This is a genomic window from Rhabdonatronobacter sediminivivens (assembly GCF_013415485.1).
GTDB lineage: Bacteria > Pseudomonadota > Alphaproteobacteria > Rhodobacterales > Rhodobacteraceae > Rhabdonatronobacter > Rhabdonatronobacter sediminivivens.
In genome coordinates, this window is the sequence record NZ_JACBXS010000002.1 from 92,001 (window position 1) to 118,034 (window position 26,034).

Genomic DNA, 26,034 nt, shown 5'->3' on the forward strand with positions numbered 1-26,034 from the left:
TAGAGGAATCGGATGCTGCTTCGTGCGTTGCTGCTGATCTTTGTCCTTGTCCTGCCTGCACAGGCGCAGACCGTTGCCGGACCTGAAGCGGCGGCTGAACCCGATGTCGCGGCCGTTCTGGCCGACATCCTGCGAGATGAGGACGCGCGGGATGCGCTGATCCGGCAACTGGAAGCTGCAGCTGTCGCCGCCGACCCGCCCTTGGCCGCGGCGCCTGAGCCTGCGCCGGAAACGCAGATGTCGCTGGCCCGCCAGATCGCCGAATACACGCGCGATGTGGCCGAAACGACGACCGGTTTCCTGTTCGGCCTGCTGGGCAATGTGACCGACCTGATGCAGGTTGCAACGGGTGAAACCCGGATCGACTGGGCGGAGCTGACCGATATTGCCTTTGCACTCGGTCTGGTGATGGTGGTCACCATCGGGTTGTTCCTTGCCTTGCGTATGCTTGGCGCGCTGATCTTTGGCGCCATGTCCCGGCGGGCGGGGCGGCGCGGGTGGATCCTGTCGGCACTGTGGCTGATAGGGTCCAGCCTGATCGATGCGCTGATCATATTGCTGGCCTGGGGCGGGGGGTATGTATTCGCGCTGTTCACTGGCGAACCCGGCGCCATGGATTTCCGCCAGAGCCTGTTTCTGAACGCCTTTCTGCTGGTCGAACTGACCAAGGTCATCCTGCGCGGCATCGCCGCGCCGCGCTATCCGAACCTGCGCTTTGCCCCCATGAGCGATGAAACCGCGGCCTATTGGTATTTCTGGGGCTCGCGTCTGGTCAGTCTGCTGGGCTATGGCGCGCTGCTGGTGGTGCCGGTGGTCAATGCGGCGGTCTCGTTCACCGTGGGGCGCAGCGTGCTGATTCTGCTGGTGGTGACGGCGCTGGTGGTTGCGGTGACGGTCATCCTGCAGAACCGCGCGCCCGTGGCCGCGGCCCTGCGCGCCCGCTATGAACGCGACCCGGGCGACATGATCGGACGGGTCGAGGCGATCATCGCCGGGTTCTGGCACTGGCTGGCGATCCTGTATCTGCTGACCCTGTTCACCGTCTGGACCACGCGCCCCGCCGATGCGCTGCAGTTCATGCTGATGGCGACCCTCAATTCGGTGATTGCCGTGGTGGCGGGCGTGGTGGTCATGGCCTTCATCTCGCGCTCGATCACGGGGGGGATGCGGCTTCCGGCGGATCTGCGCGCCAAGCTGCCGTTGCTGGAGGATCGGCTGAACGCCTTTGTTCCCGCCATCCTGCAGGTGGTGCGCATGCTGGTGGCGCTGGCGGTGCTGATTGCCGTTGCCCAGGCCTGGCAGTTCATGGATTTCCTGGGCTGGGTGGCCTCCGAAGTGGGGCGCGATATCACGGGTCGGCTGGTCTCGGCGGCGCTGGTGGTGGTTCTGGCGCTGCTGGTCTGGCTGGGGCTGTCCTCGTTCATCGAATATCGGCTGAACCCGGCAGTGGGCAAGGTGCCCACGGCGCGCGAACGCACGCTGCTGGCGCTGTTCCGCAATGCCTTTACCATTGCGCTGATCGTCATTGCCGCCATGCTGACCCTGGCCGAACTGGGCGTGAACATCGCGCCCTTGCTGGCGGGTGCCGGGGTTCTGGGTCTGGCGATCGGCTTTGGCGCGCAGAAGCTGGTGCAGGACATCATCACCGGCGCCTTCATCCAGTTTGAGAACGCCATGAATGAGGGCGACGTGGTTACAGCGGGCGGCATGACCGGGGTGGTGGAGAAGCTGACCGTGCGCTCGGTGGGGCTGCGCGATCTGAGCGGCACCTATCACCTGATCCCCTTCAGCTCGGTTGATATGGTGTCGAACTTCATGAAGGGCTTTGCCTTCCATGTGGCCGAGGTCGGCGTCGCCTATCGTGAAAACACCGATGAGGTGAAGGCGCTGATGCATCGCGCCTATGAGATCCTGGCCGAGAACGAAGAACTGGCGCCGGAAATCCTGGAACCGCTGGAGATTCAGGGGATCGTTTCGCTGGGGGACTCGTCGGTGGTGGTGCGCGGGCGGATCAAGACCACGCCGGGGATGCAATGGGCCATCGGCCGCGCCTATACCGAGATCATCAAGCGTGTGCTGGATGAGGCCGGGGTTGAAATCCCCTTCCCGCACATGACGCTCTACATGGGCCAGGACAAGGATGGCAGCGCCCCGCCGCTGAACCTGCGTCATCACGGCGGGCAGGGGGTGCCTGCGCTGCCCGCAGGCGGTGCCGACACGCGGCCTGCCGAAGGTTCTACACAGGAACGGCGCGATGCCCCGCAGGTGCCCGCACGCCCCCACGATCAAAAGGACCGCATCGCGCGCCACCAGCCCGGCACGGATGAGGCCGAGCAGGATTGACCCGCAAAACGTGGGCGGCACCCATGATGCCGCCCCTGCGTTGCAGGTCATGCGGTGTGGCTCAGGCGGCGGCTTCGCCTGCGTAGCTGCGCAGATAGCGCGGCCCCAGGGCGGTCAGGATCTCATAGCCGATGGTGCCCGCCATATCGGCCAGATCGTCAATCCCCTGCGCGGGGCAGATCAGGTCCAGGACGCGTGGGCAGTCCTCAAGCGCGCTGATATCCACTGTCAGCAGGTCCATGGAGACACGCCCCACCAGCGGGCAGGCGGTATCACCCTGGTAAAGCATGGGCTTGCCGGACAGCGCGCGCAACACGCCATCGGCATAGCCCGCCGACACGGTGGCCAGCCACATCGGCTCGGGCGCGGTGAAGGTGTTGCCATAGCCCACGGTCTCGCCCGGCTCCAGCGCGCGGGTCTGGATCACCGGCAGCGACAGGCGCACCACCGGGCGGGCATCGTCAAACGGGCGTCCGCCATAAAGGCCGATCCCGGGGCGGGTCATGTCGAAATGATACTCAGGCCCCAGCAGCACGGCCCCCGTCGCCCCAAGCGAGCGCGGCACGTTGATCCCGTCGGTCAGGTGGCGAAACTCGGCCAGTTGCCGGGCGTTCATCGGATGATCAGGCTCATCCGAACAGGCCAGATGCGACATGACCAGCACCGGTGATTGTTCCAGCGCCAGGGCGGCCACGGCGCCCCATTCGCCCGCTTCCATGCCCAGCCGGTTCATGCCGCTGTCCAGTTGCACGCCGAACGGATGGCCGGGCAGGGTTTCGAAATGCCGGGTCATCTGTTCGATGGAATTCAGCATGGGGATCAGTTGCGCGCCCCGGATCAGCCCGGCATCCCCGGCCATATGTCCGGAGTAGACATGGATGCGTGGCTCGGGGCCGACAATCCGGCGCAGGGTGGCGCCTTCCTCGGCGATTGCCACGAAGAACGCGCGCACGCCAGCGTCCATCAGCGCGGGTGCAGCCTTGGCCGCGCCCAGCCCATAGGCATCGGCCTTGATGGTGGCGGCCGTCCGCGTCTGCGGGCCGGACATGGCATCCAGCGCGCGCCAGTTGGCGCAGATTGCCGAAAGGTCGATATCAAGCGAAGCACGGGCCATGGCGCTGTGTGTTGCGCGCTCTGTGCCCATGGTCAAGCGCCAATCGACTGCGCCCTTGCAAGCCTGCATCGGGACGGGCAATAACGCCACATGAGCAAGCACGCCCCCAGCTTTACCTGCACGGCCTGCGGCGCCGGGTTTCGCAAATGGGCGGGGCGGTGTGACAGTTGCGGCGCGTGGAATTCCATTGTCGAGGAAGCGCCCCTTGGCACCGGTCCCGGCCCGCGGGCGCTTGCGGCGCGGGGGCGTGAGATTTCGCTGGGCTCGCTGGCCGATGAGGACAACCCGCCGCCGCGCCGGTCCTCGGGCGTGGCCGAGCTGGACCGGGTGCTGGGCGGCGGGCTGGTCCCGGCTTCGGCCATACTGGTGGGGGGCGACCCGGGGATCGGCAAATCCACGTTGCTGCTGCAGGCGGTGGCGGGCTTTGCGGGGCAGGGGCTTTCATGCCTCTATATCTCGGGCGAGGAAGCGGGCGCGCAGGTGCGGATGCGCGCGCGCCGTCTGGGACTGGCGCAGGCGCCGGTGCGGCTGGCCACGGAAACCGCGCTGCGCGACATCCTGACCACGCTGGACCGCGAACGCCCGGACCTTGTGGTGATCGATTCGATCCAGACCATGTGGCTGGACACCGTGGACAGCGCGCCGGGCTCGGTCTCGCAGGTGCGGGCGGCGGCGCATGAGTTGGTCAGCTTTGCCAAGCGGCGCGGCGTGTCGGTGGTCCTGGTCGGCCATGTGACCAAGGAAGGCCAGATCGCCGGGCCGCGGGTGGTCGAACACATGGTCGATACGGTGATGTATTTCGAAGGCGAGCGCGGCCACCAGTTCCGCATCCTGCGCGCGGTCAAGAACCGCTTTGGCCCCGCCGACGAAATAGGCGTGTTCGAGATGACGGGCGCCGGACTGGCCGAGGTCGCCAACCCATCGGCCCTGTTCCTGTCGGACCGTGGCAAGGCCAGCCCGGGTGCGGCGGTCTTTGCCGGGATCGAGGGCACCCGCCCCGTGCTGACCGAGATTCAGGCACTGGTGGCGCAATCCTCGCTGGGCACGCCGCGCCGGACGGTGGTAGGGCTGGACGGGGGGCGGCTGTCCACCATCCTGGCCGTGCTTGAGGCCCGTTGCGGGATTCCCTTTGCAGGGATGGATGTGTTCCTGAATGTGGCGGGCGGGCTGCGGGTCAGCGAACCGGCGGCCGATCTGGCCGTTGCGGCGGCCCTTCTTTCGGCCCGAGAGGATATCGCCTTGCCCGCAGATACGGTGGTTTTCGGTGAAATCAGCCTCTCAAGCGCGCTTCGCCCGGTGGGGCAGACCGAAAACAGGTTGAAAGAAGCGCAAAAACTTGGTTTCACCCGGGCGATCGCGCCTGCAGGAAGCAAGCTGGGCGCAGGCGGCGGGATCGACGTGTTGCAGATGTCCGATCTGACCGAGGTTGTTGGAAGTGTATTCGGGGCGGGATGACCGCCGCAAGACATAGCGGGCAGGAGACAGCGCATGGAAGGCTTTACCATCATCGACGGCGTGGTTGCGGCGGTGATCATCATCTCGGCGATCCTCGCCTATTCGCGCGGGTTGGTGCGCGAGGCGCTGGCCATCCTGGGCTGGGTCGCCGCGGCGATCCTGGCCTTTATCCTGGCCCCGGCGCTGGAGCCGCTGGTGCGCGAAATCCCCTATCTGGGCGATTTCCTGGGCGACAGCTGCGAATTGACCATCATAGCGGCCTTTGCCGGGGTGTTTGCCATCGTGCTGGTGCTCGCCTCGCTGTTCACGCCGCTGTTTTCGTCGCTTGTCCGGCGATCTGCCCTTGGCGGGATCGACCAGGGGCTGGGCTTCTTCTTTGGCGTGTTGCGCGGGATGCTGCTGGTGGCGGTGGCGCTAATCGTCTTTGACCGCGCAGTGCCGACAGGAACGGTGGAAATGGTGGACAATTCCCGCTCGGCTGCGGTGTTTGCGCGGCTGCAGGGCTCTATCGATGACGCCATCCCCGAAGACGCGCCCAACTGGATCGTCCAGAAATATGAGGAACTGGTCAGCGCCTGCGTCGTCCCGCGCTGAGGCGGGCGGGGGCGCGCCTCGCGCACACGCCCCCGGCACTGCGGCCCCCCTTGGAGGCGTTACGCCCGCTGCCCTGAAAACCGCGCGGCCCAGTCTGCGCGCTGGTCATCGGTGATCTTGGCAAACAGCACATCCGGAACAGTGAAGGCGTGGCCGGCGGGCAGGGTGTCCAGCGCCGTGCTCACATCACCGGGCCAGGACCAGTCATCGCAACCCAGCGCGGCCATGATCCGCGCGCTGGCATCCGGGATGAAGGGCTTCGAGAGCACGGCATAGAACCGGATCAGGTTCAGCGCCAGGCGGATCTGCATGGCGGCCTGCGCGGGGTCGGTCTTGAAGGCGGACCAGGGCGCGGCCTCTTGCAGGTATTCATTGCCCAGCACCCAGATCGCGCGCAACTCGGTGGCGGATTTGCGGATCTCCATGGCCTCCATATGCGCCTCATAGGCGCGCAGGCGGGTTTCCAGCGCAGCAATCAGTGTGGCCTCGCGCGCGCCCCGGTCGCCGCCATCCGGCACCACCTCACCAAATTTGGAGCGGCAGAACTTGGTAACGCGGCTGACCAGATTGCCCAGCACATCCGCCAGGTCCTTGTTGACCGAGGTCTGGAAATTCTCCCATGTGAACTCGGCGTCGCTGTTTTCCGGCGCGTGGGACAGCAACCACCAGCGCCAGTAATCGCCCGGCAGGATCTCCAGCGCCTGATCCATGAAGACGCCGCGCCCCTGGCTGGTGGAAAACTGCCCGCCGTCATAGTTCAGGTAGTTGAAGGACTTGATGTAATCCACCAGCTTCCATGGCTCGCCCGAGCCCATCAGCGTGGCCGGAAAGGACAGCGTATGGAAGGGAACGTTGTCCTTGCCCATGAACTGCACATAGCGGACATCCCCGGCGCCCTCATCCTCGCGCCACCAGCGGCGCCAGGCGGTATCGTCCAGCCCCTGCGCCTCGGCCCATTCGGCGGTGGCGGCGATATATTCAATGGGGGCATCGAACCAGACGTAAAAGACCTTGCCCTCCATGCCGCTCCAGGGCGCGCCGTCGAATTGCGCGGGAATGCCCCAGTCCAGATCGCGCGTGATGCCGCGGTCCTGCAACCCATCACCGTCATGCAGCCATTTCTTCGCGATCGAGGTCGTCAGCACCGGCCAGCCGCGCTGGCTGTCGATCCAGCCGTCCAGCCGTTCGCGCAGGGTGGATTGGCGCAGGAACAGATGCCGCGTCTCGCGCACCTCCAGATCCGTCGCCCCTGAAATCGCCGAGCGTGGGTTGATCAGGTCCGTGGGGTCCAGCTGCTTGGTGCAATTCTCGCACTGGTCGCCCCGGGCGTTTTCATAGCCACAGGCCGGGCAGGTGCCGGTGATGTAACGGTCGGGCAGGAAGCGGCCATCGGCGGGGGAATAGACCTGTTCTTCAGCCACCTGTTCGATCAGCCCCGCCGCGCCCAGACGCGCGGCCAGATGCTGGGTCAGCACCGCGTTCTGCGCGCTGGAGGAGCGGCCGAAGTGATCGAAGCTCAGCCCGAAGCCGCGCGCCAGCTCCGCCTGCACCCCGTGCATCCGCGCGCAATATTCGGCCACGGGCTCGCCGGTCTTGGCGGCGGCCAGCTCGGCCGGGGTGCCGTGTTCGTCGGTGGCGCAGATGAACATCACCTCATGGCCGCGCGCGCGCATGTAGCGGGCATACAGATCGGCGGGCAACTGGCTGCCCACCAGATTGCCCAGATGCTTGATCCCGTTGATATAGGGCAGGGCCGAAGTGATGAGAACGCGCGCCATGTCTGCCTGAATCCCCTTTGTGATGCTGGCGCCGGTGTAGCCCAAGGCCGCGGGCTTCGCCAGCCCCCCGGCGTGGCATCTGGTATATCCGGGAAAGCGGCGTTAGGGTGCACGCGAAACGCTTCGGGCGGAACAGGAAAGGGGAGCTTCATGCGCGATTTCGAGAAACCGGGCCGTTCGGCGGTCTTTGCTGCCAATGGTGTCTGTGCAACATCGCACCCGCTGGCCGCGGGCGCTGCGGTGGATATCCTCAAGGCCGGGGGCAATGCCGCCGACGCCGCGTTGGCCGCCGCCGCGGTGCTGGGCGTGGCAGAACCCCATATGTGCGCGCTGGGGGGCGATTGCTTCGTGCTGATCAAGCCCGCCGGGACCGAAACCGTGCACGCACTGAACGGTTCAGGCCGCGCACCCGCCGCTGCGATGGCCGAAAAGCTCCGTGCCGAGGGGCACAGCACCGTGCCGCTCAATGCGCCTGCGGCCGTGACGATCCCCGGCGCGGTCGATGCCTTCTGCGCGCTGTCCGAAAAGCATGGGCGCATGGAGCTGGGCCAGGTTTTCGGTGCCGCCATCCGCTACGCCGAAGAGGGCATCCCCGTCGCCCCGCGCGTGGCCCGCGACTGGGCTGCGCAATCCGACCATCTGCAAGGGGCAGCGCGGGATCTGCACCTGCCGGGCGGCAAGGCGCCAAAGGCGGGGCAGCTGTTCCGCGCGCCCGGACAGGCCGAAGTCCTGCGCCGGATCGCGCGCGAAGGACGCACGGGATTCTACGAAGGCGAAGTGGCCGAGGATTTCGCTACCACCCTCCAGGGCTTGGGCGGCTGGCATACGATGGAAGATTTCGCCGCCACGTCCTGCGACTGGGGCGATCCGATCTCCAGCACCTACAACGGGTTCGAACTGCTGGAGCACGCCCCCAACGGGCAGGGCGCCACGGCCATGCTGATCCTCAATATCCTGTCGCATTTCGATCTGGCCGCGATGGACCCGCTGGGCCCCGAACGCGCCCATATCGAAGCCGAGGCCACCAAACTCGGCTATGACGCCCGCAACCGCTTCCTGGCCGATGCCGATCATTGCACCCGCCTGGCCCACATGCTTGCCCCGGAAACCGCTACCAATCTGGCCGCCCTGATCGACCCCGCGCGCGCCATGGCCGATCCGGCAAGGCTCAGCGAAGCCGTCCACCGCGATACGGTCTATCTGACCGTGGTGGACCGCGACCGAATGGCGGTGTCCTTCATCTACTCGATCTATCATCCCTTCGGCTCGGGCATCGCCTCGCAGAAATATGGCATCATGATGCAGAACCGCGGCGCCGGCTTCACGCTTGAAGAAGGCCATGCCAATGAAATGGCGCCTGGCAAACGGCCCATGCACACGATCATCCCTGCCATGCTGCGCCATGAAGGGCGCCTGGTCATGCCCTTCGGGGTCATGGGCGGTGCCTATCAGGCCTGCGGCCACGCCCACTTCCTGACGAATCTGCTGGACTACGGGATGGCACCCCAGGCCGCGATCGACGCCCCCCGCGCCTTCCCCGAAGAGGGCATGCTGAACCTCGAGAGCACCTACCCCGAAGCCACCGCAGCCGCCCTCGCCGAACGCGGCCACAAGGTCCAGCCCGCCCCTGACCCCATAGGAGGCGCGCAGGCCATCTGGATGCATGACAGCGGCGTGCTCGAAGCCGCCTCGGACCCGCGCAAGGACGGCTGCGCCATCGGCTACTGAACCACCCCATCCCTTACGACGGGATCGCGCCCGGCCCACGGCCCCACCCACCCACCCGCCGCGGACCGGGCGCGATCCAATTCCCTTTCACCCTTGCCGAAATATCCCGGGGGAGTCCCCGCTTGCGGGGACGGGGGCAGCGCCCCCAAACCGCACGCAGTGCCAGAAAGAGTGCGCGCAGTATGCGCGCTCCGTTTGGTCGCACTGCCTGCCAGAGCTTGAAGGGCAGGGCGCTTTTGCGTCATTGTCCAGATGCACACAAACGCAGGAGCATCCATGATACCGGTTCAGGGGGTCGAAGGGCACAGGGTTGCGGTGCTCGGACTTGGGCGTTCGGGGCGTGCGACCTGTTCTGCCCTGCGCGCTGGCGGGGCTGAGGTTCTGGCCTGGGATGACAGCCCTGAAACCCGCGCGGCGGCCGAGGCGGAGGGGGTCCCCCTGCATGATCTGACCCGCATCGACTGGTCAGGCGTGGCGATGCTGGTCACCTCGCCGGGAATACCGCATCTCTATCCGGCGCCGCATCCGGTGATCGCGGCAGCGTATGTCGCCGGGGTGCCGGTGGACAATGATATCGGTCTGTTCTTTCGCAGCTTCTCGACAGCCACCAACATGGCCTTCGAGGCGCCGCCAAAGGTCGTCGCCGTGACTGGATCGAACGGGAAGTCCACCACGACGGCACTGATCCATCACATCCTGACCGAAGCGGGGATCGCTGCACAGATGGCCGGCAATATCGGCCGTGGCGTCTTGTCGCTGGACCCGCCGGGTGAGGGCGGGGTGGTGGTGCTGGAGCTCTCCAGCTACCAGACGGATCTGGCCCGCGCGCTCACGCCGGATATCGCCGTCTTCACCAATCTTTCCCCCGATCATCTGGACCGTCATGGCGGACCCGGGGGGTATTTTGCTGCGAAACGGCGTCTCTTTGCCGAAGGCGGCCCTGACCGTGCGATCATAGGCGTGGACGAGCCCGAGGGGCAGTATCTGGGCGGACAACTGGCCGAGGCGCCCGAGGACATGCGCGTGATCCGAATATCTTCCGGACGCAGGCTTTCCGGCCCCGGGTGGAATGTCTTTGCCCGCAAGGGGTATCTTGCCGAATACCGGCGGGGAAAGCAGGTGGGATCGGTCGATCTGCGGGCCATGCCGGGGTTGCCTGGGGCACATAATCACCAGAATGCCTGCGCCGCCTGGGCGGTGGCGCGCACGCTCGGCCTGAGCCCGCGCCTGATTGCCGATGCGCTGGCCAGTTTTCGCGGCCTCCCCCATCGCAGCCAGCTGGTGGCCGAGGTCGGTGGCGTGCGCTTCATCAATGATTCGAAGGCCACGAATGTGGACGCTGCCGCCCGTGCGCTGCAGGCCTTTGACCGCATCCGCTGGATTGCGGGGGGCCTGGGCAAGGAGGGGGGGATCGCCGGTCTTGCGCCGCATCTGGGATCGGTGATCAAGGCGTATCTGATCGGCCATTCCGCGCGCGATTTCGCGTTGCAACTGGGCGACACGCCCCATGCCCTGTGTGAAACCATGACGGCGGCTGTCGTGCAGGCCGCGCGGGACGCCCAGCCCGGCGAGGTGGTCCTTCTGGCCCCTGCGGCGGCAAGTTTCGACCAGTTCCCGGATTTCGAGAAGCGCGGCGACGCATTTGTTGCCGCGGTCGAGGCATGGCAGGCGGCATTTGCAGAAGGGCAGGGTGCATGAGCGCTGGCGGTGCGCGCGTGGCCGGGGGGGGCGCTCCTTACCCACATCGAGGGGGTGCGGAGCGCTGGGCCGGGGCGCGCGGGGCGCGCCGACGGCCCGGTCCGGACCTCTGATGCATGGCCCCGACCCCTCGCCGCAGCCCGATCTGACGCCGGAGCTGCTGCTGCAGGCCTATTGTGCCGGTGTCTTTCCCATGGCCGAATCCCGTGACAGCGCAGAGCTGTTCTGGCTGGACCCGCGGCGGCGGGGGATCTTCCCGCTGGACCAGTTCCGAATCTCGCGCAGCCTGGCGCGGCGCATCAGGCGCGGCGGGTTCCGGGTCAGCACCGACACGGCCTTTCGTGCGGTCATGGAGGGTTGTGCCGCGCGCGAGGAAACCTGGATCAATGACCGGATCCTTGACCTGTTTTGCGAGCTGCACGCGCGCGGCAATGCCCATTCGCTGGAGGTCTGGGAGGGCGAGACCCTGGCCGGGGGTGTCTATGGGCTGGCGATACAGGCGGCTTTTTTCGGCGAGAGCATGTTTTCGGCACGCCGGGACGGGTCCAAGCTGGCGCTGGCCTATCTGGTGCATCGGCTGCGGGCCGGCGGGTTCACCCTGTTTGACACGCAATTCCTGACACCGCATCTGGCCAGTCTGGGAGCGATCGAGATCCCCCGCGCGCGCTATCACGCTATGCTGCGCAGTGCACTGCAACAGACGGCGGATTTCAACCGGGTTTCAGGGCAGCCGGACGCTCAGTCCGTATTGCAGCCCAGCACCCAGACGTCATAGCGCGCGTGGTCGAGTGCGTTGAGTGCCGGGCTGGAGGCGATCATCCAGCCGTCGAACAGCACGGTTTCCGACCTCTCATCCCGGATGGTGAGCCAGGCAAAGGCCTCGGACGTGGGATCGTCAGGGGGGTAGCGGCATTCGGCCAAGGTGATGCGCAAGGGGCCCAACATCGCGCTGCCACCAACCTGAAGCGCAATGTCGCGGCTCGTGCCGGCGATCTTGTCAAGGCCGCGCAGCAGTGCACTGTCAGCGCGTTGCACTTGCGGGGCGCTTGCAGGGGCAGGGCCGGTCAGGCCCGCCACCGACAACATCAGGGCCGCTGCGAAGATCACGCGGAAACGCCAAAAGGCAGGCAGGCGCAGATGGGTCACTCGGGCGTCCATGCCTCGTAGTCCGAGCGCGCAGCGGGTGTCGCGCGGCGAATGGACCCGGCCGGCGCATAGGCCTGCACGGTTCCGGTCAGGTTTTCCTGATGCGGGCGCTCCCAGGGCTTGTGCGTTACCGGCACCTCGGTCGGCGGCGAATCCCAGGTGTGATGCAGCCACCCGTGCCATTCGGGGGCGACGCGGCTGGCCTCGGTTTCGCCGTTGTAGATGACCCAGCGCCGTTTGCCATCGGCGTTGCGATAGAATTTGTTCCCTTGGGCGTCTTCGCCGACAAGGACGCCTTTGCGCCAGGTGTGAAGCTGGGTGCCAAGGGTCTGGCTGTTCCACCAGGTCAGTAGCCGGAGAAGGAAATTCATGGGTGTCCTCATGGCGCGATCCTGTTCCGGGTGATAGCGCCTATTTGCGCCGGGGTCCAGATGCTGCACCTAAGGGCGGGCGCGCAGCGCATCCCCTGCGTGCGCATGTGCACAGGTGCCTGTGCAAGCCCGGTCTGTGGGCTTGAAAATGCCGCAATGTCGTGCAATCTTCGGTTGAAGACTGCGTTTCGGGCTGTGGTTCCCCTATTCCAATTGGTGGCGTGATTCGCCAACTTCCGGAGCGTAGTGGCAAGTGAGATATCCGTATGAGGGTGCGGGTGGGAGGCGTCTCGGCTTGCAGAGGACAGGGCCTCTTGGTTTGGGTGAAAAAAACATGAATGACATTGACCGACACGTGGGACAGCGTATCCGTGCGCACAGGCTTATGGCCGGGATCAGCCAGAACGAACTCGGCGAGGCAATCGGCGTTCGATTCCAGCAGGTACAGAAATACGAAACAGGGCAGAACCGTATAAGCGCCTCCAGGTTGTGTGCCATTGCCACACGGCTGGGTGTGCCGGTGCGGGTGTTCTTCGAAGGGATTTCCACCCTGCCCGAAAGCGTTGGTAGCGGCGGGCAGGACAGCGCGGCACAGGATATTTCCGGCAATGAGTTGTCGCTGTCGCTGATGCGCAAGACGGCGCTTCTGTCGCAGGCGCAACGGCGGGCGATCTGCGCGATGATCGATGCAATGGTGGAGCCGGGCGCCAAGGCTGCGTCGGCGCGTACGGAACAGGCATGATACGCATTCTGGTCATTGCAGGACCTGTTAAGGGTGCGTAACCTAGCAGACTCGGCGCGCGGCATTCTGCGTGGTGCAACAACAGGTGGACGCGCTCTGGCATAGGGGATGACACGCTGCGACTGTTCGATCTGAGTTCGGTGCCACAGGACGAGGCCCCGGTAACGGGGTTTCTGGATCAACTGTGCCATCGGTTCGAGTTCGAATATGCCGCCTATGCCGGGTTCAATTCCATGGATGGCTCGGTCCACGGGTTCGTCAACTATCCTGACGCGTGGAAAGAGCATTACAGCAAAAGCCAGTTCGAGGGAATCGACCCCACCCTGCGGATGGCTGCGCGTAGCGTGGCGCCGGTGGACTGGTCACGGCTTGAACATGACCGCGACTTCGCCACCGTCTTCAAGAGCGCGCGCGATTTCGGCATCAGTGACCGGGGTCTGACCATTCCCATTCGTGGGCCCTATGGGGACCTGGGCATGCTGAGCGTGACGCGCGACTGCACCCCGGCGGAATGGCGCAGCCTGAAGCGCAAGGTGATGGTGGATCTGCAAGGCGTCGCCGCGCATGTGCATGATGCGGTCATGCGCTCTGGCTTGGTGATGCGGGCGGTGCGTGTGCCGTCCTTGTCATCGCGTGAGCGTGAAATCCTGCAGTGGATCGCCGCGGGCAAGACGCAGCAGGATGTGTCGGATATCCTCAGCATCTCGCACCGCACGGTTGAGGTTCACATGCGTTCGGCCCGCGAAAAGCTGCATGCGCTGACCACGCCGCAGGCGGTGGCCCGGGCGATTGCGATGCGCATCATTCAGCCCCTGTAGCGGGACGCCGTTTATATGGGCCGGGGTCCGTGCAGTGATCGCGGGATGCGCTCAACTTTTGATCGCGCAGGCCGGGAGATGTGGCAAAGCCGTGCAACCAGTGGCTGTATGGCATCGCTCTGGCCACATCAGGGACAATCCGCTGCACAATGACGCGAGTAGCACCGCTAAATTCCGTGACAACCTGCGGCAACTGTGCTGCAATCACCTTGTGATGCAGTCATCAGAGGAGGATACACATGTCATTGAGTTCGCATATTCAGGAGCTCCGCCGGAAGCATGAACATCTGTCCGAGCAGGTTGAACAGGCGCAGCGCTCGCCCAGCTCAAACCCGCTGGCGATTGCGGAGCTGAAGAAGCAGAAGCTTCGCCTGAAGGAAGAAATCCAGCGCCTGGCTCCGAATTGAACGTGGTTTCGAACAGTCGCATTTGATCAACAGACAACGGCCCGCGATTGCGGGCCGTTTTTTTTGGGCGAACGTTTTTCTCGGGCGAACAAGGATATCAGCCGAAGAACTGCGCCCCGTTGGCCGAGATGGTCGAGCCGTTGATGAACCCTGCGTCATCGGACACCAGGAAGGCGACGCAGCGCGCGATTTCCTCAGGCTCACCCAGACGCCCGGCGGGGATCTGCGCGATGATAGACTCGCGCACCTTTTCCGGCACGGCCATCACCATTTCCGTGGCGATATAACCCGGGCAGACGGCATTGGCGGTGATGCCCGCGCGCGCGCCCTCTTGCGCCAGGGAGCGCACGATGCCGATATCGCCCGCCTTGGTGGCAGCATAGTTTACCTGCGCAAACTGGCCCTTCTGCCCGTTGACCGAGCTGATCACCACCACGCGGCCGAACTTGCGCTCACGCATGCCGGGCCAGACGGGGTGGATGGTGTTGAACACGCCGGTCAGGTTGGTGTCGATCACCTGCTGCCACTGCTCCGGGGTCATCTTGTGGAAAGGTGCATCACGGGTGATGCCCGCATTGGCGACCACAATCTCGATCGGACCCAGATCGGCCTCGACCTTGGCGATCCCCTCCTTGGACGCCGCATAATCGGCCACATCCCATTTGTAGGTCTTGATGCCGGTTTCGTCCGTGAACCTGGCTGCGGCTTCGTCATTGCCGGCGTAGCTTGCGGCAACGGTATAGCCCTTGTCCTTCAGCGACTTGGCAATCGCAGCGCCAATTCCGCGCGATCCGCCTGTGACCAGTGCAACCCGTGACATGGTGTCCTCCTCCGATGAATTGTTGAAACTTTGCTAACCCATGCCGACCGGCTGCGCAACAAAGTTGCGCAGCCGGTCGGTGGAAAAACTCATGCGCCCTGCGTCATCGCTCCAGGCACATGGCAACGCCCATGCCGCCGCCGATGCAGAGCGTGGCCAGACCCTTGTGCGCATCCCGGCGCTGCATTTCGAACAGCAGCGTGTTCAGGATCCGGCACCCCGAGGCGCCGATGGGGTGGCCGATGGCGATGGCGCCGCCGTTGACATTCACCACATCCGGGTTCCAGCCCATGTCCTTGTTGACAGCGCAGGCCTGGGCGGCAAAGGCCTCGTTGGCCTCGACCAGGTCCAGATCCTCGGGCTTCCAGCCGGCTTTTTCCAGCGCCTTGCGGCTGGCATGGATGGGGCCCACGCCCATGATCGACGGGTCCAGCCCCGCGGTGGCGTAGCTGGCGATGCGTGCCAGCGGGGTCAGGCCGCGGCGTTCAGCCTCTTCGGCGGTCATCAGCATGACGGCCGCAGCGCCGTCATTGATGCCGCTGGCATTGCCCGCCGTGACCGAGCCATCCTTGGTGAAGGCCGGGCGCAGCTTGGCCATGTTCTCCACCGTGGCCCCGTGGCGGATGTATTCGTCCTGATCCACCATGACCTCACCCTTGCGGGTCTTGATGGTGAAGGGCACGATCTCGTCGGCGAACTTGCCGGCCTTTTGCGCCGCTTCGGCCTTGTTCTGCGAGGTGGCGGCGAATTCGTCCTGCGCATCGCGGCTGATCTGCCATTGCTGGGCCACGTTTTCCGCGGTCTGGCCCATGTGGTAGCCGTTGAAGGCATCCCACAGCCCATCGCGGATCATGGTGTCGATGAACTTGACATCGCCCATCTTGTGACCGGCGCGCAGATGCGCGACATGGGGGCTCAGGCTCATGTTTTCCTGGCCACCTGCCAGTACGATGCCCGAATCGCCAAGCTGAATATGCTGCGCGCCCAGTGCCACCGCACGCAGGCCCGAGCCGCACACCTGGTTGATGCTCCAGGCCGCGGCTTCGACCGGCAGTCCGGCATTGACATGCGCCTGGCGCGCGGGGTTCTGGCCCTGACCGGCGGTCAGGACCTGGCCCAGGATGGTCTCGGACACCTCGGCCTTGTCGATCCCGGCGCGGGCGACGACAGCCTCCAGCACGGCGGCGCCCAGGTCATGCGCGGGGGTGTTGGCGAAGGCTCCGTTGAAGGATCCGACAGCGGTGCGCGCGGCAGATACGATAACGACATTGGTCATGGATGCTCCTCTCTCCATAGCGGCGGAGCGGGATAATCCGGATCGGCGGAACACGCTCCGTGCAACGCCCGTTTTGCATAGCTGCTATCACTCTGGTTGGCAATGCTGCGCTGCGGAAAGCCCGTTGCCGTCACGCATGGCGCGACACACTGTTTCGCCCCCGGGCCAGTCCGGCCAATGGACATGCCTTGCCTTAACGGTTAAAGAATGATTGAGGAAAAAACATGAATAAAACAATTGCCAAATATCACCTCGGGCAGATTGTCCGCCACCGGAAGCATCCGTTCCGGGGCGTTGTATTCGACGTGGACCCGAGTTTCTCCAATTCCGATGAATGGTATGAGGCCATCCCCGAGGACAGCCGTCCCGCCAAGGAGCAGCCCTTCTACCACCTGCTGGCCGAGAACGAGCAGTGCTATTATGTGGCCTATGTGTCCGAGCAGAACCTGCTGCCTGACGATTCGGGTGAACCGATCGAGCACCCGGACCTGGGCGATCTGTTCGGTGACTTCAGCGACGGTATCTATCCGCTGCAGGTGCAACTGAACTGACCGCAGCGATGCCCGCAGCCGGATCGGGCTGCGGCGGTGCGAAGGTCCACCCCCCTCAGTTGACTGGCAGAATCGGTATGCGCAGGTCCAGCCGATTGAATCCCGGGTGACAGTGATAGTCCAGCCGGTCGGTCAGGGTTCGAATGATGTGCCAGCCGAACCCGCCTTCGGGCAGGCACCAGGGCGGATCCGGTGGGGCGCTCGGAGGTGTCCCCTCGGGCAAGGGGACGCCGTAGTCCGTGACAATGCAGACCAGCCCATCGCCTTCGCAGTGCAGGACCAGCTGGATCGGGCCCGGTGCCGTTGCGTATCCGTGTTCGGTGATGTTGTTGCAGACCTCGGCCAGGACAAGCTCCGCAGTGCCAAGGGTGGCATCATCCACGCCTTGCGTGCGAAGGTGGTTGCGCAGGCGCAGCATGACCTTGCGCGTCTGCATGTCCCCGGATTGAAAGACGCAGGCAAATCCGCTGCCCGCGCCGGGTTCATCTGGAGGTATGTTGTCCCTGGTCACCTTGACAATCCTGCCACACATGGCGCGTCCCCTTATCCGGTAGCCTGCGACGCGCCGCGCTCTGGCAGCCGGTCATGCAGGGTAAACACCGTATCCATCCGCGTCAGACGGAACACCTTGGCCACATTCGGGGTCAGGCCACTCAGTTCCAGCCGCCGGTCGCCTCCCAGCAGCTTCATCACCGCGACCACCGCGCCCAGCCCGCTGCTGTCCAGGAAATCCACCCGGGACATGTCCAGGATCACCGGTGCGCCCGGCTCTGCCAGCGCCTCGCGCACGGCTTCCTTGAAACTGAGCGCGACCGCTGCATCAAGGCGTTGCTCCTCCAGCGTGATGACGAGCGCGCCATTCAGGTCCTGCGTTGATATGTTCATCGAATCCTCGGTCGCTGGTTGCGCTGTGGCTGGCCGATTGACGATCGGTCACAATCAAGGCTATGCGAGATTCGTTACCAAGAGGTTTGCAACCTGAGGTTATGGATATCCGGGAGGATGGGTTATGCGGGATGTGGTGATCATCGGGGCGTCCAGGACCCCAATGGGCGGGCTGCAGGGGGTATTTGCGGGTGTTCCGGCAGCGCGATTGGGGGGGGCTGCGATTCGTGCGGCCATGGAGGGCGCCGGGGTTGATCCCGCCCAGGTTGAGGAGCTTCTGATGGGCTGCGTGCTGCCCGCAGGTCAGGGCCAGGCCCCTGCACGACAGGCCGGGTTCGCGGCGGGGCTGACCCAGGCGGTCCCCGCCACCACGCTGAACAAGATGTGCGGTTCGGGCATGAAGGCGGCGATGATTGCCCATGACCAGATCGCCCTTGGCGCCGCCGGGATCGTGGTGGCCGGCGGCATGGAAAGCATGTCCGAGGCCCCCTATCTGCTGCCAAAGATGCGCGCCGGCGCCCGGCTGGGCCATGGGCAGGTGATCGACCACATGTTCCTGGACGGGCTGGAGGATGCCTATGACAAGGGCCGTCTGATGGGCACCTTCGCCGAGGATTGCGCCAGCCACTACCAGTTCACGCGCGAGGCGCAGGACGAATACGCTCTGGGCTCACTCTCGAACGCCCTGGCGGCGCAGGAGCAGGGCGCCTTCGATGCCGAGATCACGCCCGTTACCCTGGCCGGACGCAAGGGCAGCACCACCGTCAGCACCGATGAGCAACCCGGCAACGCCCGCCCGGACAAGATCCCGCAGCTCAAACCCGCCTTCCGGGCCGAGGGCACCGTTACCGCCGCCAATGCCAGCTCCATCTCGGACGGGGCGGCGGCGCTGGTCATGACCCATGCGGGGGCGGGCCTGCCGGTGCGCGCCCATGTGCGCGGCCATGCCAGCCACGCCCAGGAACCGGGCTGGTTCACCACCGCGCCGGTGCCTGCCGCGCAGAAACTGCTGGACCGGCTGGGGTGGAGCGTGGACAGCGTGGATCTGTGGGAGGTGAACGAGGCCTTCGCCGTTGTTCCCATGGCCTTCATGCGCGAAATGGGCATCCCGCGTGACCGTATGAACGTCAACGGCGGCGCCTGCGCGCTGGGGCATCCCATCGGCGCCTCGGGCGCGCGGATCATGGTGACGCTGCTGCACGCGCTGGAAGCCCGCGGGCTGAAGCGCGGCATCGCCGCCATCTGCATCGGCGGGGGCGAGGGCACCGCCATCGCGCTGGAACGTCCCTGAGCAACCGGGGCGCTTTCGGGCGCCTCACTCAGCCGCTCCTGTCAGCCGCCCGTGTGGCTCATGTGGCGCGAGACCTGCCCATCCACCTTCTGGCGCGAATAGTCGAAGTCATGGCCCTTGGGTTTGCGGGTGATCGCCTCGCGGATCGCAGCTTCCAGCAGGGCGTCATCGTCTGACGCCCGCAGCGGCGCGCGCAGATCGGCCATATCCTCCTGACCCAGGCACATGTAAAGCTCGCCCGTGCAGGTCAGGCGCACGCGATTGCAGCTTTCGCAGAAATTATGCGTCAGCGGCGTGATGAAGCCGATCTTCTGGCCGGTTTCCTCGATCCGCACATAGCGGGCGGGGCCGCCGGTCCGTTCGGCCAGATCAACCAGAGTGAAGCGTTCGGCCAGCCGCGCGCGCAGGTCCTTGAGCGACCAGTATTGATCCAGCCGGTCCTCGTTGCCCAGATCGCCCATGGGCATGACCTCGATCCAGGTCATGTCCATGTCGCGCGCGGCGCACCATTCCTGCATGGTGAACAGCTCATCCTCGTTGAAGCCTTTCAGCGCCACGGCGTTGATTTTCACGCGCAGCCCGGCCTCCTGCGCGGCATCGATCCCGTCCAGCACCTGGGCCAGGCGGCCCCAGCGGGTGATATCGGCGAATTTCTTGTCATCCAGCGTGTCCATGGAAATATTGATCCGCCGCACGCCGCAATCGGCCAGTTCGCGGGCGAAACGGCGCAGCTGGCTGCCATTGGTGGTCAGCGTCAACTCCTTCAGCGCGCCGCTTTCCAGATGCCGGTTCATGCGTTCGAAGAAGGTCATGATCCCCTTGCGCACCAACGGCTCACCCCCGGTGATGCGCAGCTTTTCGACCCCCAGCCGGACAAAGGTGGAGCACATGCGGTCCAGCTCCTCCAGTGTCAGAAGCTCCTTCTTCGGCAGGAAGGTCATGTTTTCGGCCATGCAATAGACACAGCGGAAATCGCAGCGGTCCGTGACCGAGACACGGAGATAGCTGATCGGGCGGGCGAACGGGTCGATGAGTGGCGCTGTCATGCGCGAAATCTATGCAGCTCTGCGCGCGGCGGCAAGTGCCTTGACGGTTGCCGTGGACCTTTGTCGGAAGTAGGTTGCGCGCATGAGGTCCAGATTCCTTTTTGCATCCCTGACATTGGCCATGCTGCTTTTGGCCGCCTGTGGCGATTCCGGGCCGTTCCAGCGCGCCGCCGCGCCAGACGTCTCCGTGCAGACGCCGGATGCCGAAACCGTGCGCCCGCAGGCACGCCCGGGAGAGGAGGGCGTCGACGCCCTGCCGCCGCTGGCGCGCAGCGCCGTGCGCACCGCCGAAACCCTGGATCGAACCACCCCTGAAGAGCGCGCCGCTGCCACCGCGCCAGCCGCTGCGGGCGCGCAGCTGGGGGAAACCCTGGCCTCGCTCGGCAACCCGGCCGAGGGCGGGTTCTGGCTGCGTACAGGGCTTGTCACCGAGGCGCAGCAAGGGCGGGTGGAAACCCGGGGCGGCGCGTCGGTGCAGGTGGAACTGCGCCCCTCGGGCAGCGCGCCCGGCGCGGGCAGCCAGCTGTCGCTCGCAGCCTTCCGCGCGCTGGAGGTGCCCTTGACAGATCTGCCCCGCCTGACCGTCTTCAGCCAGTGATCCCGGCGCGCGGCGCAACCTGCCCCCACCGACCCTGTCCGATGTCTGCATCGGACAGCGCCCCCGAGGCGTGCAGGGTGGGTGGGTGGGCGCGGCTCGGGGGCGCTTGCCTCCGCCCGTTGCAAACAGGAGCTTGCATCAGCCGCCCCGCGCAATCCCCATCAGCGCATAGGTTACTTGCGCGGCGGTGAAATCCCAGACCGGCGCGCCCTCGATGGGGGCCAGTTCCACCACATCGATCCCCACGCAGCGCCGCCCCTTCAGCGCGCTGCGCACCAGCGATAGCGCCTGATAATAGCCCAGCCCCCCTGGCACCGGCGTGCCGGTGGCGGGCATGATCGCCGCATCCAGCCCGTCCACGTCAAAGCTGATGTAGACATCCTCCGGGAAATCCTCGGGCAGGGTGATCTCGTAGATGTTGTCGGTCACCAGTTCCTCGGCATCGACGAAATCCACCTCCAGCGTCTCGCGCAGCGCGGCTTCTTCCGAGGACAGGGCGCGGACGCCGAATTGCGCCAGAGCGATGCCCTCTTCCTCCACCAGCAGTTGCATGACCGAGGCATGGCTGTGACGCTCGCCCTGATAGGCGCGGCGCAGATCGGCATGGGCATCGATCTGGACCACGCCCACGCGCCGCCCCAACCCCGCGGCGACCCCACGCACCGCGCCCCAGGTCAGGCTGTGCTCGCCGCCCAGCGTGACCGGCAGCTTGCCCGCGCGGGTGATGGCGGCGGTGCGGGCCTCCAGATCCGCCAGGGCGCGGGCGATGGGCTGGTCGCAGTCGATGGGCGCGGTGGTGTGGATGCCCTCGGCGCAGGGCTCCATCCCACGCCACAGCCGCTCCAACTGGTCCGAGGCCGCAATCAGCGCCGCCGGGCCGCGCGTGGTGCCCGACCCATAACTGACGGTCTTTTCCAGCGGCATGGGGATGACGTGGAATTGCGCGGTGGCGCGGCGCTCCTCGGGGGTCAGTTCGCTGTCCAGAAAGATCATGAGAGGCGGCCCTTGAAGTCCTGATAGTCAAATTCGCGGATGACGCGCAGCGCGTCGCTGTCGCTGTTCCAGACCGCCAGAGCGGGCAGGCGGACGCCGTTGAAGGTGGTGGTCTTGACCATTGAATAATGCGCCTGGTCCAGAAAGGCCACGCGGCTGCCGATGGCCGGGACAGCACCGAACGCATATCGCCCGATCACATCGCCCGCCAGACAACTTGGTCCCCCCAGCCGCACAAGGGTTTCGCCGCCCTCACCCAGCAGGGCCGGGCGGTAGGGGGCCTCGATCACATCGGGCATGTGGCAGGTGGCGGATATGTCCAGGATCGCGTTCGGCCCGTCATTCTCCACCACATCCAGCACTTCGCCCACCAGAATACCGGCATCCAGCGCCACAGCCTCGCCCGGTTCCAGATAGCAGTGCAGGCCGGTTTCCGCGCGCACGCGCTGCAGGAAGGCGATCAGCCCCTCGCGGTCATAATCGGCCCGCGTGATATGGTGGCCGCCGCCGAAATTGATCCATTTCAGCCGCGGCGCCAGGGCGCGGATGCGCGGAGCGATATGGTCCCAGATGGCCAGCAGGGGGGTCAGGTCCTGTTCGCAGAGCGTATGCATATGCAGCCCGTCCACGCCCTCCAGCGCGGCGTCGTCGATCTGATCCAGCGGTGTGCCCAGGCGAGAGCCGGGGGCGGCGGGGTCATATTTCGGATCCTCGCCCATGGGCAGGCCGGGGTTGAAGCGCAGGCCCACATGGATCTCGCGCGCGGCGTCGCGGATCATCGGCAGGAAGCGCGCTTTGGCGGCGGGGGTGTTGAACACGATATGGTCCGACAGCGCGATGATCTCGGCCATCTCGTCCGGTTTGTAGCCGGCGGCAAAGGTTTCGACGATCCCGCCGTAATGCTCGCGCCCCAGCCGTGCCTCCCACAGGCCCGAGGCGCAGACGCCCGAGAGGTAGCGGCTGACAAGTGGCGCCAGCTCCCACATGGAAAACGCCTTGAGCGCGCAGAGCACCGTGGCGCCAGACCGGGTCTGGATATCGGCCAGCACCCGCAGGTTGGCCTCCAGCCGCGCCTCATCCACCACGAAACAGGGCGAGGGGACGCGATCAAGGGCGAACCGGGCGAAAGCGCCCGGATCGCCCGCATGGGTCTGCATGGCCATCAGAAATCGACCGGGGCCGAGAGTTCCGTGATCTTCCACGGCAGGCCATGGGCGTTGAGCATCTCCATGAAGCGGTCGGGGTCCAGCTGTTCGGTGTTGAACACGCCCGCGCCGCTCCAGGTGCCATCAAGCATCAGCGCTGCGCCGATCATGGCGGGCACGCCAGTGGTGTAGCTGACCGCCTGGCTGCCGACCTCGCGGAAACACTCCTCATGGTCGCAGATATTGTTGATGTAATAGGTCTTTTCGCCGGAGCCATCCTTGGCGGGGCCGGTGATGATATCGCCGATATTGGTCTTGCCCTTGGTCCGTTCGCCCAGATCGCCGGGATTGGGCAGCACGGCTTTCAGGAATTGCAGCGGGATGATCTGGTGGCCCTCATACTCCACCGGCTCGATGCCGGTCATGCCGACATTTTGCAGGACGGTCACATGCTGGATATAGGCATCGCCAAAGGTCATCCAGAAACGGGCGCGCTCGATCTCGGGGAAATGCGTGACCAGCGACTCCAGCTCCTCGTGATACATCAGATACATGTTCTTGGGGCCGACCTGATCGAAGTCGAATTCGACCATGGTGGACATGGCGGGTGAGGTCACCCAGCCGCCGTTTTCCCAGTGCTTCACCTCGGCCGTGACTTCGCGGATGTTGATCTCGGGGTTGAAATTGGTGGCGAAGGGGTGGCCGTGATCACCGCCGTTGCAATCCAGAATGTCGATCAGCCGGATGCCCGAGAGGTAATGCTTGCGCACATAGGCCGCGAAGATGCTGGTCACGCCCGGATCGAAGCCCACCCCCAGCGTGGCCATCAGCCCGGCTTTTTCGAACCGTTCATGCAACTTCCACTGGTGCGAATATTCGAACTTGGCTTCCTCGGGCGGCTCATAGTTGGCGGTGTCCAGATAGTGAACGCCGGTGCGCAGGCAGGCCTCCATCAGCGCCAGATCCTGATAGGGCAGCGCGAGGTTGACCAGCAGCGCGGGCTTCACGGTTTCGATCAGCGCCACCGTGGCCCCTACGTCATCGGCGTCGATCTGGTAGGTTTCGATCACCTGCCCGGTGCGCGCCTTGACGGACTCGGCAATCGCCTCGCATTTGCTCAGCGTGCGGCTGGCGACGGCGATGCGGCCGGGGAACAGGTCCCGGTTCATCGCCATCTTGTGCAGCGTGACCGAGGCCACGCCCCCGGCGCCGATCACCAGAACGTCCTTGTTCATGTCAGCCATGGGCTTCCTCCTCATGCAGATGTTCGTAATATGTATAGCCGCCAAGGGCTTCGCGGTAGGTGTTCATCAGGATCTTGCGCTGGCCGGGGTTGATCCGCCCGGACCGCACGGCGCGCTCGACAATCGCCTTGAAGGCGTCAAGGCATTGGCGCGGCTCATATTCCACCGCTGCCAGCACTTCGGAAACGGTGTCGCCTTCGACCTCATGCTGCAGTTCCAGCACGCCCTCGTCATTGAAATCCACCGTCACCACATTGGTATCGCCGAACAGGTTGTGCAGATCGCCCAGGGTTTCCTGATAGGCGCCAACCAGAAAAACTCCTATATGGTAACGCTCTGCAGGGCGAAGTTCATGCAGGGGCAGAGCATTGTCGATCCCGTCCTCCAGCACGAACTGCGCGATCTTGCCGTCGCTGTCGCAGGTGATGTCCGACAGCACCGCGCGCCGGGTGGGGGCTTCGTCCAGCCGTTGCAGGGGCGCGATGGGCAGCACCTGGTCGATGGCCCAGACATCGGGCAGCGACTGGAACAGTGAGAAATTGGCGCGGTAGATATCTCGGTGCTCGTTCAGCTCCTCGCGGACCTCGGGGGGGACATCGCCGGACTGGGTCACCAGATCCTTGATCCGCCCCACCACATAGAGGAAAATCTGTTCTGCCCGCGCGACTTGTTCGATGTCGATCACCCCGCGACGGAAGAGCGCGCGCAGTTCCTCGCGATAGTATTCGGCATCGTTGAGGCATTCCTGCACGCGGCGCGGCGTCAGATAGCCGGTGATTGCGGCGATGTCCGACAGCATGTGGTGGTCGTCACCTTCAGGCGTGACCGGTTCGGAGCGGTCGAAATAGCTGGCCTCCAGGATATCGGCGATCAGCATCGAGGAATGCGCGACGATGGCGCGCCCGCTTTCGGTGACCAGCGTGGGGTGGGGCTGGCCGGCCTCATCCATGGCGTAGCGGACGGTTTCGACGATATTGGCGCAATATTCGTCCAGTGTGTAGTTCATGGAATTGTCGGTGGCGCGCGCCTCGCCGGTGTAGTCGATGCCCAGGCCCCCGCCCAGGTCCAGATAGTCCAGCGGCGCGCCCAGACGGCGCAGTTCGGTGAAGAAGCGGCAGGCTTCATCCACGGCCTGGCGGATGTCCATGATCTGCGGAACCTGGCTGCCCAGATGCGAATGTTGCAGGCGCAGGCAGTCCAGCATGTCGGCGGCGCGCAGGGTTTCCAGCATGTCCACCACTTCCTTGGTGGTCAGGCCAAAGGTGGACCGGTCGCCCGAGCTGTCGGCCCAGTTGCCGCTGACCCGCCGGGTCAGCTTGATGCGCACGCCGAGCATGGGTTTCTCGCCCAGGCGCCTGGCCTCGGCGATGACGGTGTTCAGCTCGCCCGGGCTTTCGATGACCAGACAGCAGTTGATCCCCGCCTTGCGCGCCAGGATGCCCAGCCGCACGTATTCGGCATCCTTGATCCCGTTGCAGATCAGCAGCGCGCCTTCGGGCAGATTGCGCGAGAGCGCCAGGATGAGCTCCGGCTTGCTGCCAGCCTCCAGTCCGAAGCCATAGGGGCGGCCGTATTCCACAATGCGGTCAACGACTTCGGCCTGCTGGTTCACCTTGATCGGAAACACACCGCGATAAACGCCGCCATAGCCATTGGCCGCAATCGCGCGGGCAAAGGTGGTGTTCAGATCATCGAGCGAGCGGCGCAGGAACGCCCCCACCCGCAGGATCAGCGGCGCATCGATCCCGCGCGCGCTCAGGTTGTGCAGAAGTTGCGGCAGGCTTGCGGGCGGATCATCGGGGCGCGCGGGGTTGACCAGCCCCAGATCGCCATTGGCGCATAGGCCCAGAATCCCCTTGCCCCAGCGGTGAATGGCGTAGCTCTTGAACACCGTGTCATCCATGGGAACTGCCTCTCCGTGCCGGACGAAATGAGGCTCCGCCATAGAAATACCGGACCCATTTCACAAGGAAAAATACAACCGCAGCGAT

25 protein-coding genes are annotated in these 26,034 nt (G+C 65.2%); 12 read left to right on the forward strand and 13 right to left on the reverse strand.

Features of this window, described 5'->3' with window-relative positions:
* The first annotated feature begins 12 nt into the window (after window positions 1–12).
* Entirely contained in the window at window positions 13–2,343 is a 2,331-nt protein-coding gene (locus tag HUK65_RS01410; protein ID WP_179904337.1) for a mechanosensitive ion channel domain-containing protein, read from the forward strand.
* A gap of 61 nt (window positions 2,344–2,404) precedes the next feature.
* Here the strand turns inward: HUK65_RS01410 and alr are convergent, their stop codons facing one another.
* A complete protein-coding gene (gene alr / locus HUK65_RS01415) occupies window positions 2,405–3,457 on the reverse strand; it encodes an alanine racemase (RefSeq protein ID WP_179904338.1) in 1,053 nt (350 codons plus the stop codon).
* 90 nt (window positions 3,458–3,547) lie between these two features.
* Here alr and radA point away from each other — a divergent pair, with 90 nt between their 5' ends.
* Together radA and HUK65_RS01425 are read left to right on the forward strand one after the other, a co-directional pair.
* Window positions 3,548–4,912: a DNA repair protein RadA gene (radA, locus tag HUK65_RS01420; protein WP_179904339.1), complete on the forward strand. Its 1,365-nt coding sequence runs from the start codon at window positions 3,548–3,550 to the stop codon at window positions 4,910–4,912.
* 33 nt (window positions 4,913–4,945) lie between these two features.
* Window positions 4,946–5,506 (forward strand): CvpA family protein, encoded by a 561-nt coding sequence (locus HUK65_RS01425; protein ID WP_179904340.1) that lies wholly within the window; start codon window positions 4,946–4,948, stop codon window positions 5,504–5,506.
* A gap of 59 nt (window positions 5,507–5,565) precedes the next feature.
* On the opposite strand, the gene metG is transcribed toward HUK65_RS01425, so the two are convergent.
* Complete coding sequence (gene metG / locus HUK65_RS01430) at window positions 5,566–7,284, reverse strand: methionine--tRNA ligase (RefSeq protein ID WP_179904341.1); 1,719 nt, start codon at window positions 7,282–7,284, stop codon at window positions 5,566–5,568.
* Between the two features lie 150 nt (window positions 7,285–7,434).
* On the opposite strand from metG, the gene HUK65_RS01435 reads away from it, so the two are divergent.
* From HUK65_RS01435 to aat, 3 genes are all read left to right on the forward strand, one after another.
* A complete protein-coding gene (locus tag HUK65_RS01435) occupies window positions 7,435–9,012 on the forward strand; it encodes a gamma-glutamyltransferase family protein (protein ID WP_179904342.1) in 1,578 nt (525 codons plus the stop codon).
* A gap of 276 nt (window positions 9,013–9,288) precedes the next feature.
* Entirely contained in the window at window positions 9,289–10,710 is a 1,422-nt protein-coding gene (gene murD / locus HUK65_RS01440; protein ID WP_179904343.1) for a UDP-N-acetylmuramoyl-L-alanine--D-glutamate ligase, read from the forward strand.
* A gap of 112 nt (window positions 10,711–10,822) precedes the next feature.
* Window positions 10,823–11,485, forward strand: a complete 663-nt coding sequence (aat, locus tag HUK65_RS01445; protein WP_179904344.1) for a leucyl/phenylalanyl-tRNA--protein transferase — start codon at window positions 10,823–10,825, stop codon at window positions 11,483–11,485.
* On the opposite strand, the gene HUK65_RS01450 is transcribed toward aat, so the two are convergent.
* The gene (locus tag HUK65_RS01450) at window positions 11,449–11,796 is read right to left on the reverse strand and encodes a DUF2155 domain-containing protein (protein ID WP_179904406.1); all 348 of its coding nucleotides are present in this window, start codon (window positions 11,794–11,796) and stop codon (window positions 11,449–11,451) included. The genes aat and HUK65_RS01450 overlap by 37 nt on opposite strands.
* A 56-nt stretch (window positions 11,797–11,852) precedes the next feature.
* Window positions 11,853–12,227 carry an NADH:ubiquinone oxidoreductase subunit NDUFA12 gene (locus HUK65_RS01455; RefSeq protein WP_179904345.1) on the reverse strand — a complete coding sequence of 125 codons (375 nt, stop codon included), beginning with the start codon at window positions 12,225–12,227 and terminating at the stop codon, window positions 11,853–11,855.
* A gap of 334 nt (window positions 12,228–12,561) precedes the next feature.
* On the opposite strand from HUK65_RS01455, the gene HUK65_RS01460 reads away from it, so the two are divergent.
* From HUK65_RS01460 to HUK65_RS01470, 3 genes are all read left to right on the forward strand, one after another.
* Window positions 12,562–12,969 (forward strand): helix-turn-helix domain-containing protein, encoded by a 408-nt coding sequence (locus HUK65_RS01460; RefSeq protein ID WP_179904346.1) that lies wholly within the window; start codon window positions 12,562–12,564, stop codon window positions 12,967–12,969.
* Between the two features lie 116 nt (window positions 12,970–13,085).
* On the forward strand, window positions 13,086–13,787 hold the full coding sequence (locus HUK65_RS01465) for a LuxR family transcriptional regulator (RefSeq protein WP_179904407.1): 702 nt from the start codon (window positions 13,086–13,088) through the stop codon (window positions 13,785–13,787).
* A 239-nt stretch (window positions 13,788–14,026) separates the two neighbouring features.
* Window positions 14,027–14,194, forward strand: a complete 168-nt coding sequence (locus HUK65_RS01470) for a YdcH family protein (protein ID WP_179904347.1) — start codon at window positions 14,027–14,029, stop codon at window positions 14,192–14,194.
* Window positions 14,195–14,291: 97 nt separating this feature from the next.
* Here the strand turns inward: HUK65_RS01470 and phbB are convergent, their stop codons facing one another.
* Together phbB and HUK65_RS01480 are read right to left on the reverse strand one after the other, a co-directional pair.
* Window positions 14,292–15,014, reverse strand: a complete 723-nt coding sequence (gene phbB / locus HUK65_RS01475; protein ID WP_179904348.1) for an acetoacetyl-CoA reductase — start codon at window positions 15,012–15,014, stop codon at window positions 14,292–14,294.
* Between the two features lie 103 nt (window positions 15,015–15,117).
* Window positions 15,118–16,290, reverse strand: a complete 1,173-nt coding sequence (locus tag HUK65_RS01480; protein ID WP_179904349.1) for an acetyl-CoA C-acetyltransferase — start codon at window positions 16,288–16,290, stop codon at window positions 15,118–15,120.
* Window positions 16,291–16,514: 224 nt separating this feature from the next.
* On the opposite strand from HUK65_RS01480, the gene hspQ reads away from it, so the two are divergent.
* Entirely contained in the window at window positions 16,515–16,841 is a 327-nt protein-coding gene (hspQ, locus tag HUK65_RS01485; protein WP_179904350.1) for a heat shock protein HspQ, read from the forward strand.
* Window positions 16,842–16,896: 55 nt separating this feature from the next.
* On the opposite strand, the gene HUK65_RS01490 is transcribed toward hspQ, so the two are convergent.
* The gene (locus tag HUK65_RS01490) at window positions 16,897–17,352 is read right to left on the reverse strand and encodes an ATP-binding protein (RefSeq protein ID WP_179904351.1); all 456 of its coding nucleotides are present in this window, start codon (window positions 17,350–17,352) and stop codon (window positions 16,897–16,899) included.
* Window positions 17,353–17,384: 32 nt separating this feature from the next.
* The gene (locus HUK65_RS01495; RefSeq protein WP_179904352.1) at window positions 17,385–17,726 is read right to left on the reverse strand and encodes an STAS domain-containing protein; all 342 of its coding nucleotides are present in this window, start codon (window positions 17,724–17,726) and stop codon (window positions 17,385–17,387) included.
* 124 nt (window positions 17,727–17,850) lie between these two features.
* Here HUK65_RS01495 and HUK65_RS01500 point away from each other — a divergent pair, with 124 nt between their 5' ends.
* Window positions 17,851–19,017, forward strand: coding sequence for a thiolase family protein (locus HUK65_RS01500; RefSeq protein ID WP_179904353.1), 1,167 nt, complete (start codon window positions 17,851–17,853; stop codon window positions 19,015–19,017).
* 41 nt (window positions 19,018–19,058) lie between these two features.
* Here HUK65_RS01500 and moaA read toward each other — a convergent pair whose 3' ends face one another.
* Entirely contained in the window at window positions 19,059–20,063 is a 1,005-nt protein-coding gene (gene moaA, locus HUK65_RS01505) for a GTP 3',8-cyclase MoaA (RefSeq protein ID WP_179904354.1), read from the reverse strand.
* A gap of 121 nt (window positions 20,064–20,184) precedes the next feature.
* Between moaA and HUK65_RS01510 the strand changes: the two genes are divergently transcribed.
* Entirely contained in the window at window positions 20,185–20,661 is a 477-nt protein-coding gene (locus tag HUK65_RS01510; protein ID WP_235441693.1) for a D-galactarate dehydratase, read from the forward strand.
* 138 nt (window positions 20,662–20,799) lie between these two features.
* Here HUK65_RS01510 and speB read toward each other — a convergent pair whose 3' ends face one another.
* Genes speB through speA form a run of 4 tightly spaced genes read right to left on the reverse strand, consistent with a single transcriptional unit; the run spans window position 20,800 to window position 25,946 of the window.
* A complete protein-coding gene (speB, locus tag HUK65_RS01515; protein ID WP_179904356.1) occupies window positions 20,800–21,654 on the reverse strand; it encodes an agmatinase in 855 nt (284 codons plus the stop codon).
* A complete protein-coding gene (locus HUK65_RS01520; RefSeq protein WP_235441694.1) occupies window positions 21,651–22,817 on the reverse strand; it encodes a carboxynorspermidine decarboxylase in 1,167 nt (388 codons plus the stop codon). The genes speB and HUK65_RS01520 overlap by 4 nt, the downstream gene beginning before the upstream one ends.
* A complete protein-coding gene (locus HUK65_RS01525) occupies window positions 22,817–24,043 on the reverse strand; it encodes a saccharopine dehydrogenase family protein (RefSeq protein WP_235441695.1) in 1,227 nt (408 codons plus the stop codon). The genes HUK65_RS01520 and HUK65_RS01525 overlap by 1 nt, the downstream gene beginning before the upstream one ends.
* Window positions 24,036–25,946 carry a biosynthetic arginine decarboxylase gene (speA, locus tag HUK65_RS01530; protein ID WP_235441696.1) on the reverse strand — a complete coding sequence of 637 codons (1,911 nt, stop codon included), beginning with the start codon at window positions 25,944–25,946 and terminating at the stop codon, window positions 24,036–24,038. Before speA ends, HUK65_RS01525 begins: the two co-directional genes overlap by 8 nt.
* Window positions 25,947–26,034: the final 88 nt, after the last annotated feature.

Bases quoted from the DNA above. Each gene is read 5' to 3' on its own strand.
- aat (WP_179904344.1), top strand. From the start codon at position 10,823: ATGCATGGCCCCGACCCCTCGCCGCAGCCCGATCTGACGCCGGAGCTG.
- HUK65_RS01525 (WP_235441695.1), bottom strand. From the start codon at position 24,043: ATGGCTGACATGAACAAGGACGTTCTGGTGATCGGCGCCGGGGGCGTG.
- HUK65_RS01510 (WP_235441693.1), top strand. From the start codon at position 20,185: ATGCTGCTTTTGGCCGCCTGTGGCGATTCCGGGCCGTTCCAGCGCGCC.
- HUK65_RS01460 (WP_179904346.1), top strand. From the start codon at position 12,562: ATGAATGACATTGACCGACACGTGGGACAGCGTATCCGTGCGCACAGG.
- hspQ (WP_179904350.1), top strand. From the start codon at position 16,515: ATGAATAAAACAATTGCCAAATATCACCTCGGGCAGATTGTCCGCCAC.
- HUK65_RS01455 (WP_179904345.1), bottom strand. From the start codon at position 12,227: ATGAATTTCCTTCTCCGGCTACTGACCTGGTGGAACAGCCAGACCCTT.
- murD (WP_179904343.1), top strand. From the start codon at position 9,289: ATGATACCGGTTCAGGGGGTCGAAGGGCACAGGGTTGCGGTGCTCGGA.
- HUK65_RS01470 (WP_179904347.1), top strand. From the start codon at position 14,027: ATGTCATTGAGTTCGCATATTCAGGAGCTCCGCCGGAAGCATGAACAT.
- metG (WP_179904341.1), bottom strand. From the start codon at position 7,284: ATGGCGCGCGTTCTCATCACTTCGGCCCTGCCCTATATCAACGGGATC.
- speA (WP_235441696.1), bottom strand. From the start codon at position 25,946: ATGGATGACACGGTGTTCAAGAGCTACGCCATTCACCGCTGGGGCAAG.
- HUK65_RS01435 (WP_179904342.1), top strand. From the start codon at position 7,435: ATGCGCGATTTCGAGAAACCGGGCCGTTCGGCGGTCTTTGCTGCCAAT.
- HUK65_RS01480 (WP_179904349.1), bottom strand. From the start codon at position 16,290: ATGACCAATGTCGTTATCGTATCTGCCGCGCGCACCGCTGTCGGATCC.
- alr (WP_179904338.1), bottom strand. From the start codon at position 3,457: ATGGCCCGTGCTTCGCTTGATATCGACCTTTCGGCAATCTGCGCCAAC.
- moaA (WP_179904354.1), bottom strand. From the start codon at position 20,063: ATGACAGCGCCACTCATCGACCCGTTCGCCCGCCCGATCAGCTATCTC.
- HUK65_RS01495 (WP_179904352.1), bottom strand. From the start codon at position 17,726: ATGAACATATCAACGCAGGACCTGAATGGCGCGCTCGTCATCACGCTG.
- HUK65_RS01450 (WP_179904406.1), bottom strand. From the start codon at position 11,796: ATGTTGTCGGTGGCGGGCCTGACCGGCCCTGCCCCTGCAAGCGCCCCG.
- speB (WP_179904356.1), bottom strand. From the start codon at position 21,654: ATGATCTTTCTGGACAGCGAACTGACCCCCGAGGAGCGCCGCGCCACC.
- phbB (WP_179904348.1), bottom strand. From the start codon at position 15,014: ATGTCACGGGTTGCACTGGTCACAGGCGGATCGCGCGGAATTGGCGCT.
- radA (WP_179904339.1), top strand. From the start codon at position 3,548: ATGAGCAAGCACGCCCCCAGCTTTACCTGCACGGCCTGCGGCGCCGGG.
- HUK65_RS01500 (WP_179904353.1), top strand. From the start codon at position 17,851: ATGCGGGATGTGGTGATCATCGGGGCGTCCAGGACCCCAATGGGCGGG.
- HUK65_RS01520 (WP_235441694.1), bottom strand. From the start codon at position 22,817: ATGGCCATGCAGACCCATGCGGGCGATCCGGGCGCTTTCGCCCGGTTC.
- HUK65_RS01410 (WP_179904337.1), top strand. From the start codon at position 13: ATGCTGCTTCGTGCGTTGCTGCTGATCTTTGTCCTTGTCCTGCCTGCA.
- HUK65_RS01425 (WP_179904340.1), top strand. From the start codon at position 4,946: ATGGAAGGCTTTACCATCATCGACGGCGTGGTTGCGGCGGTGATCATC.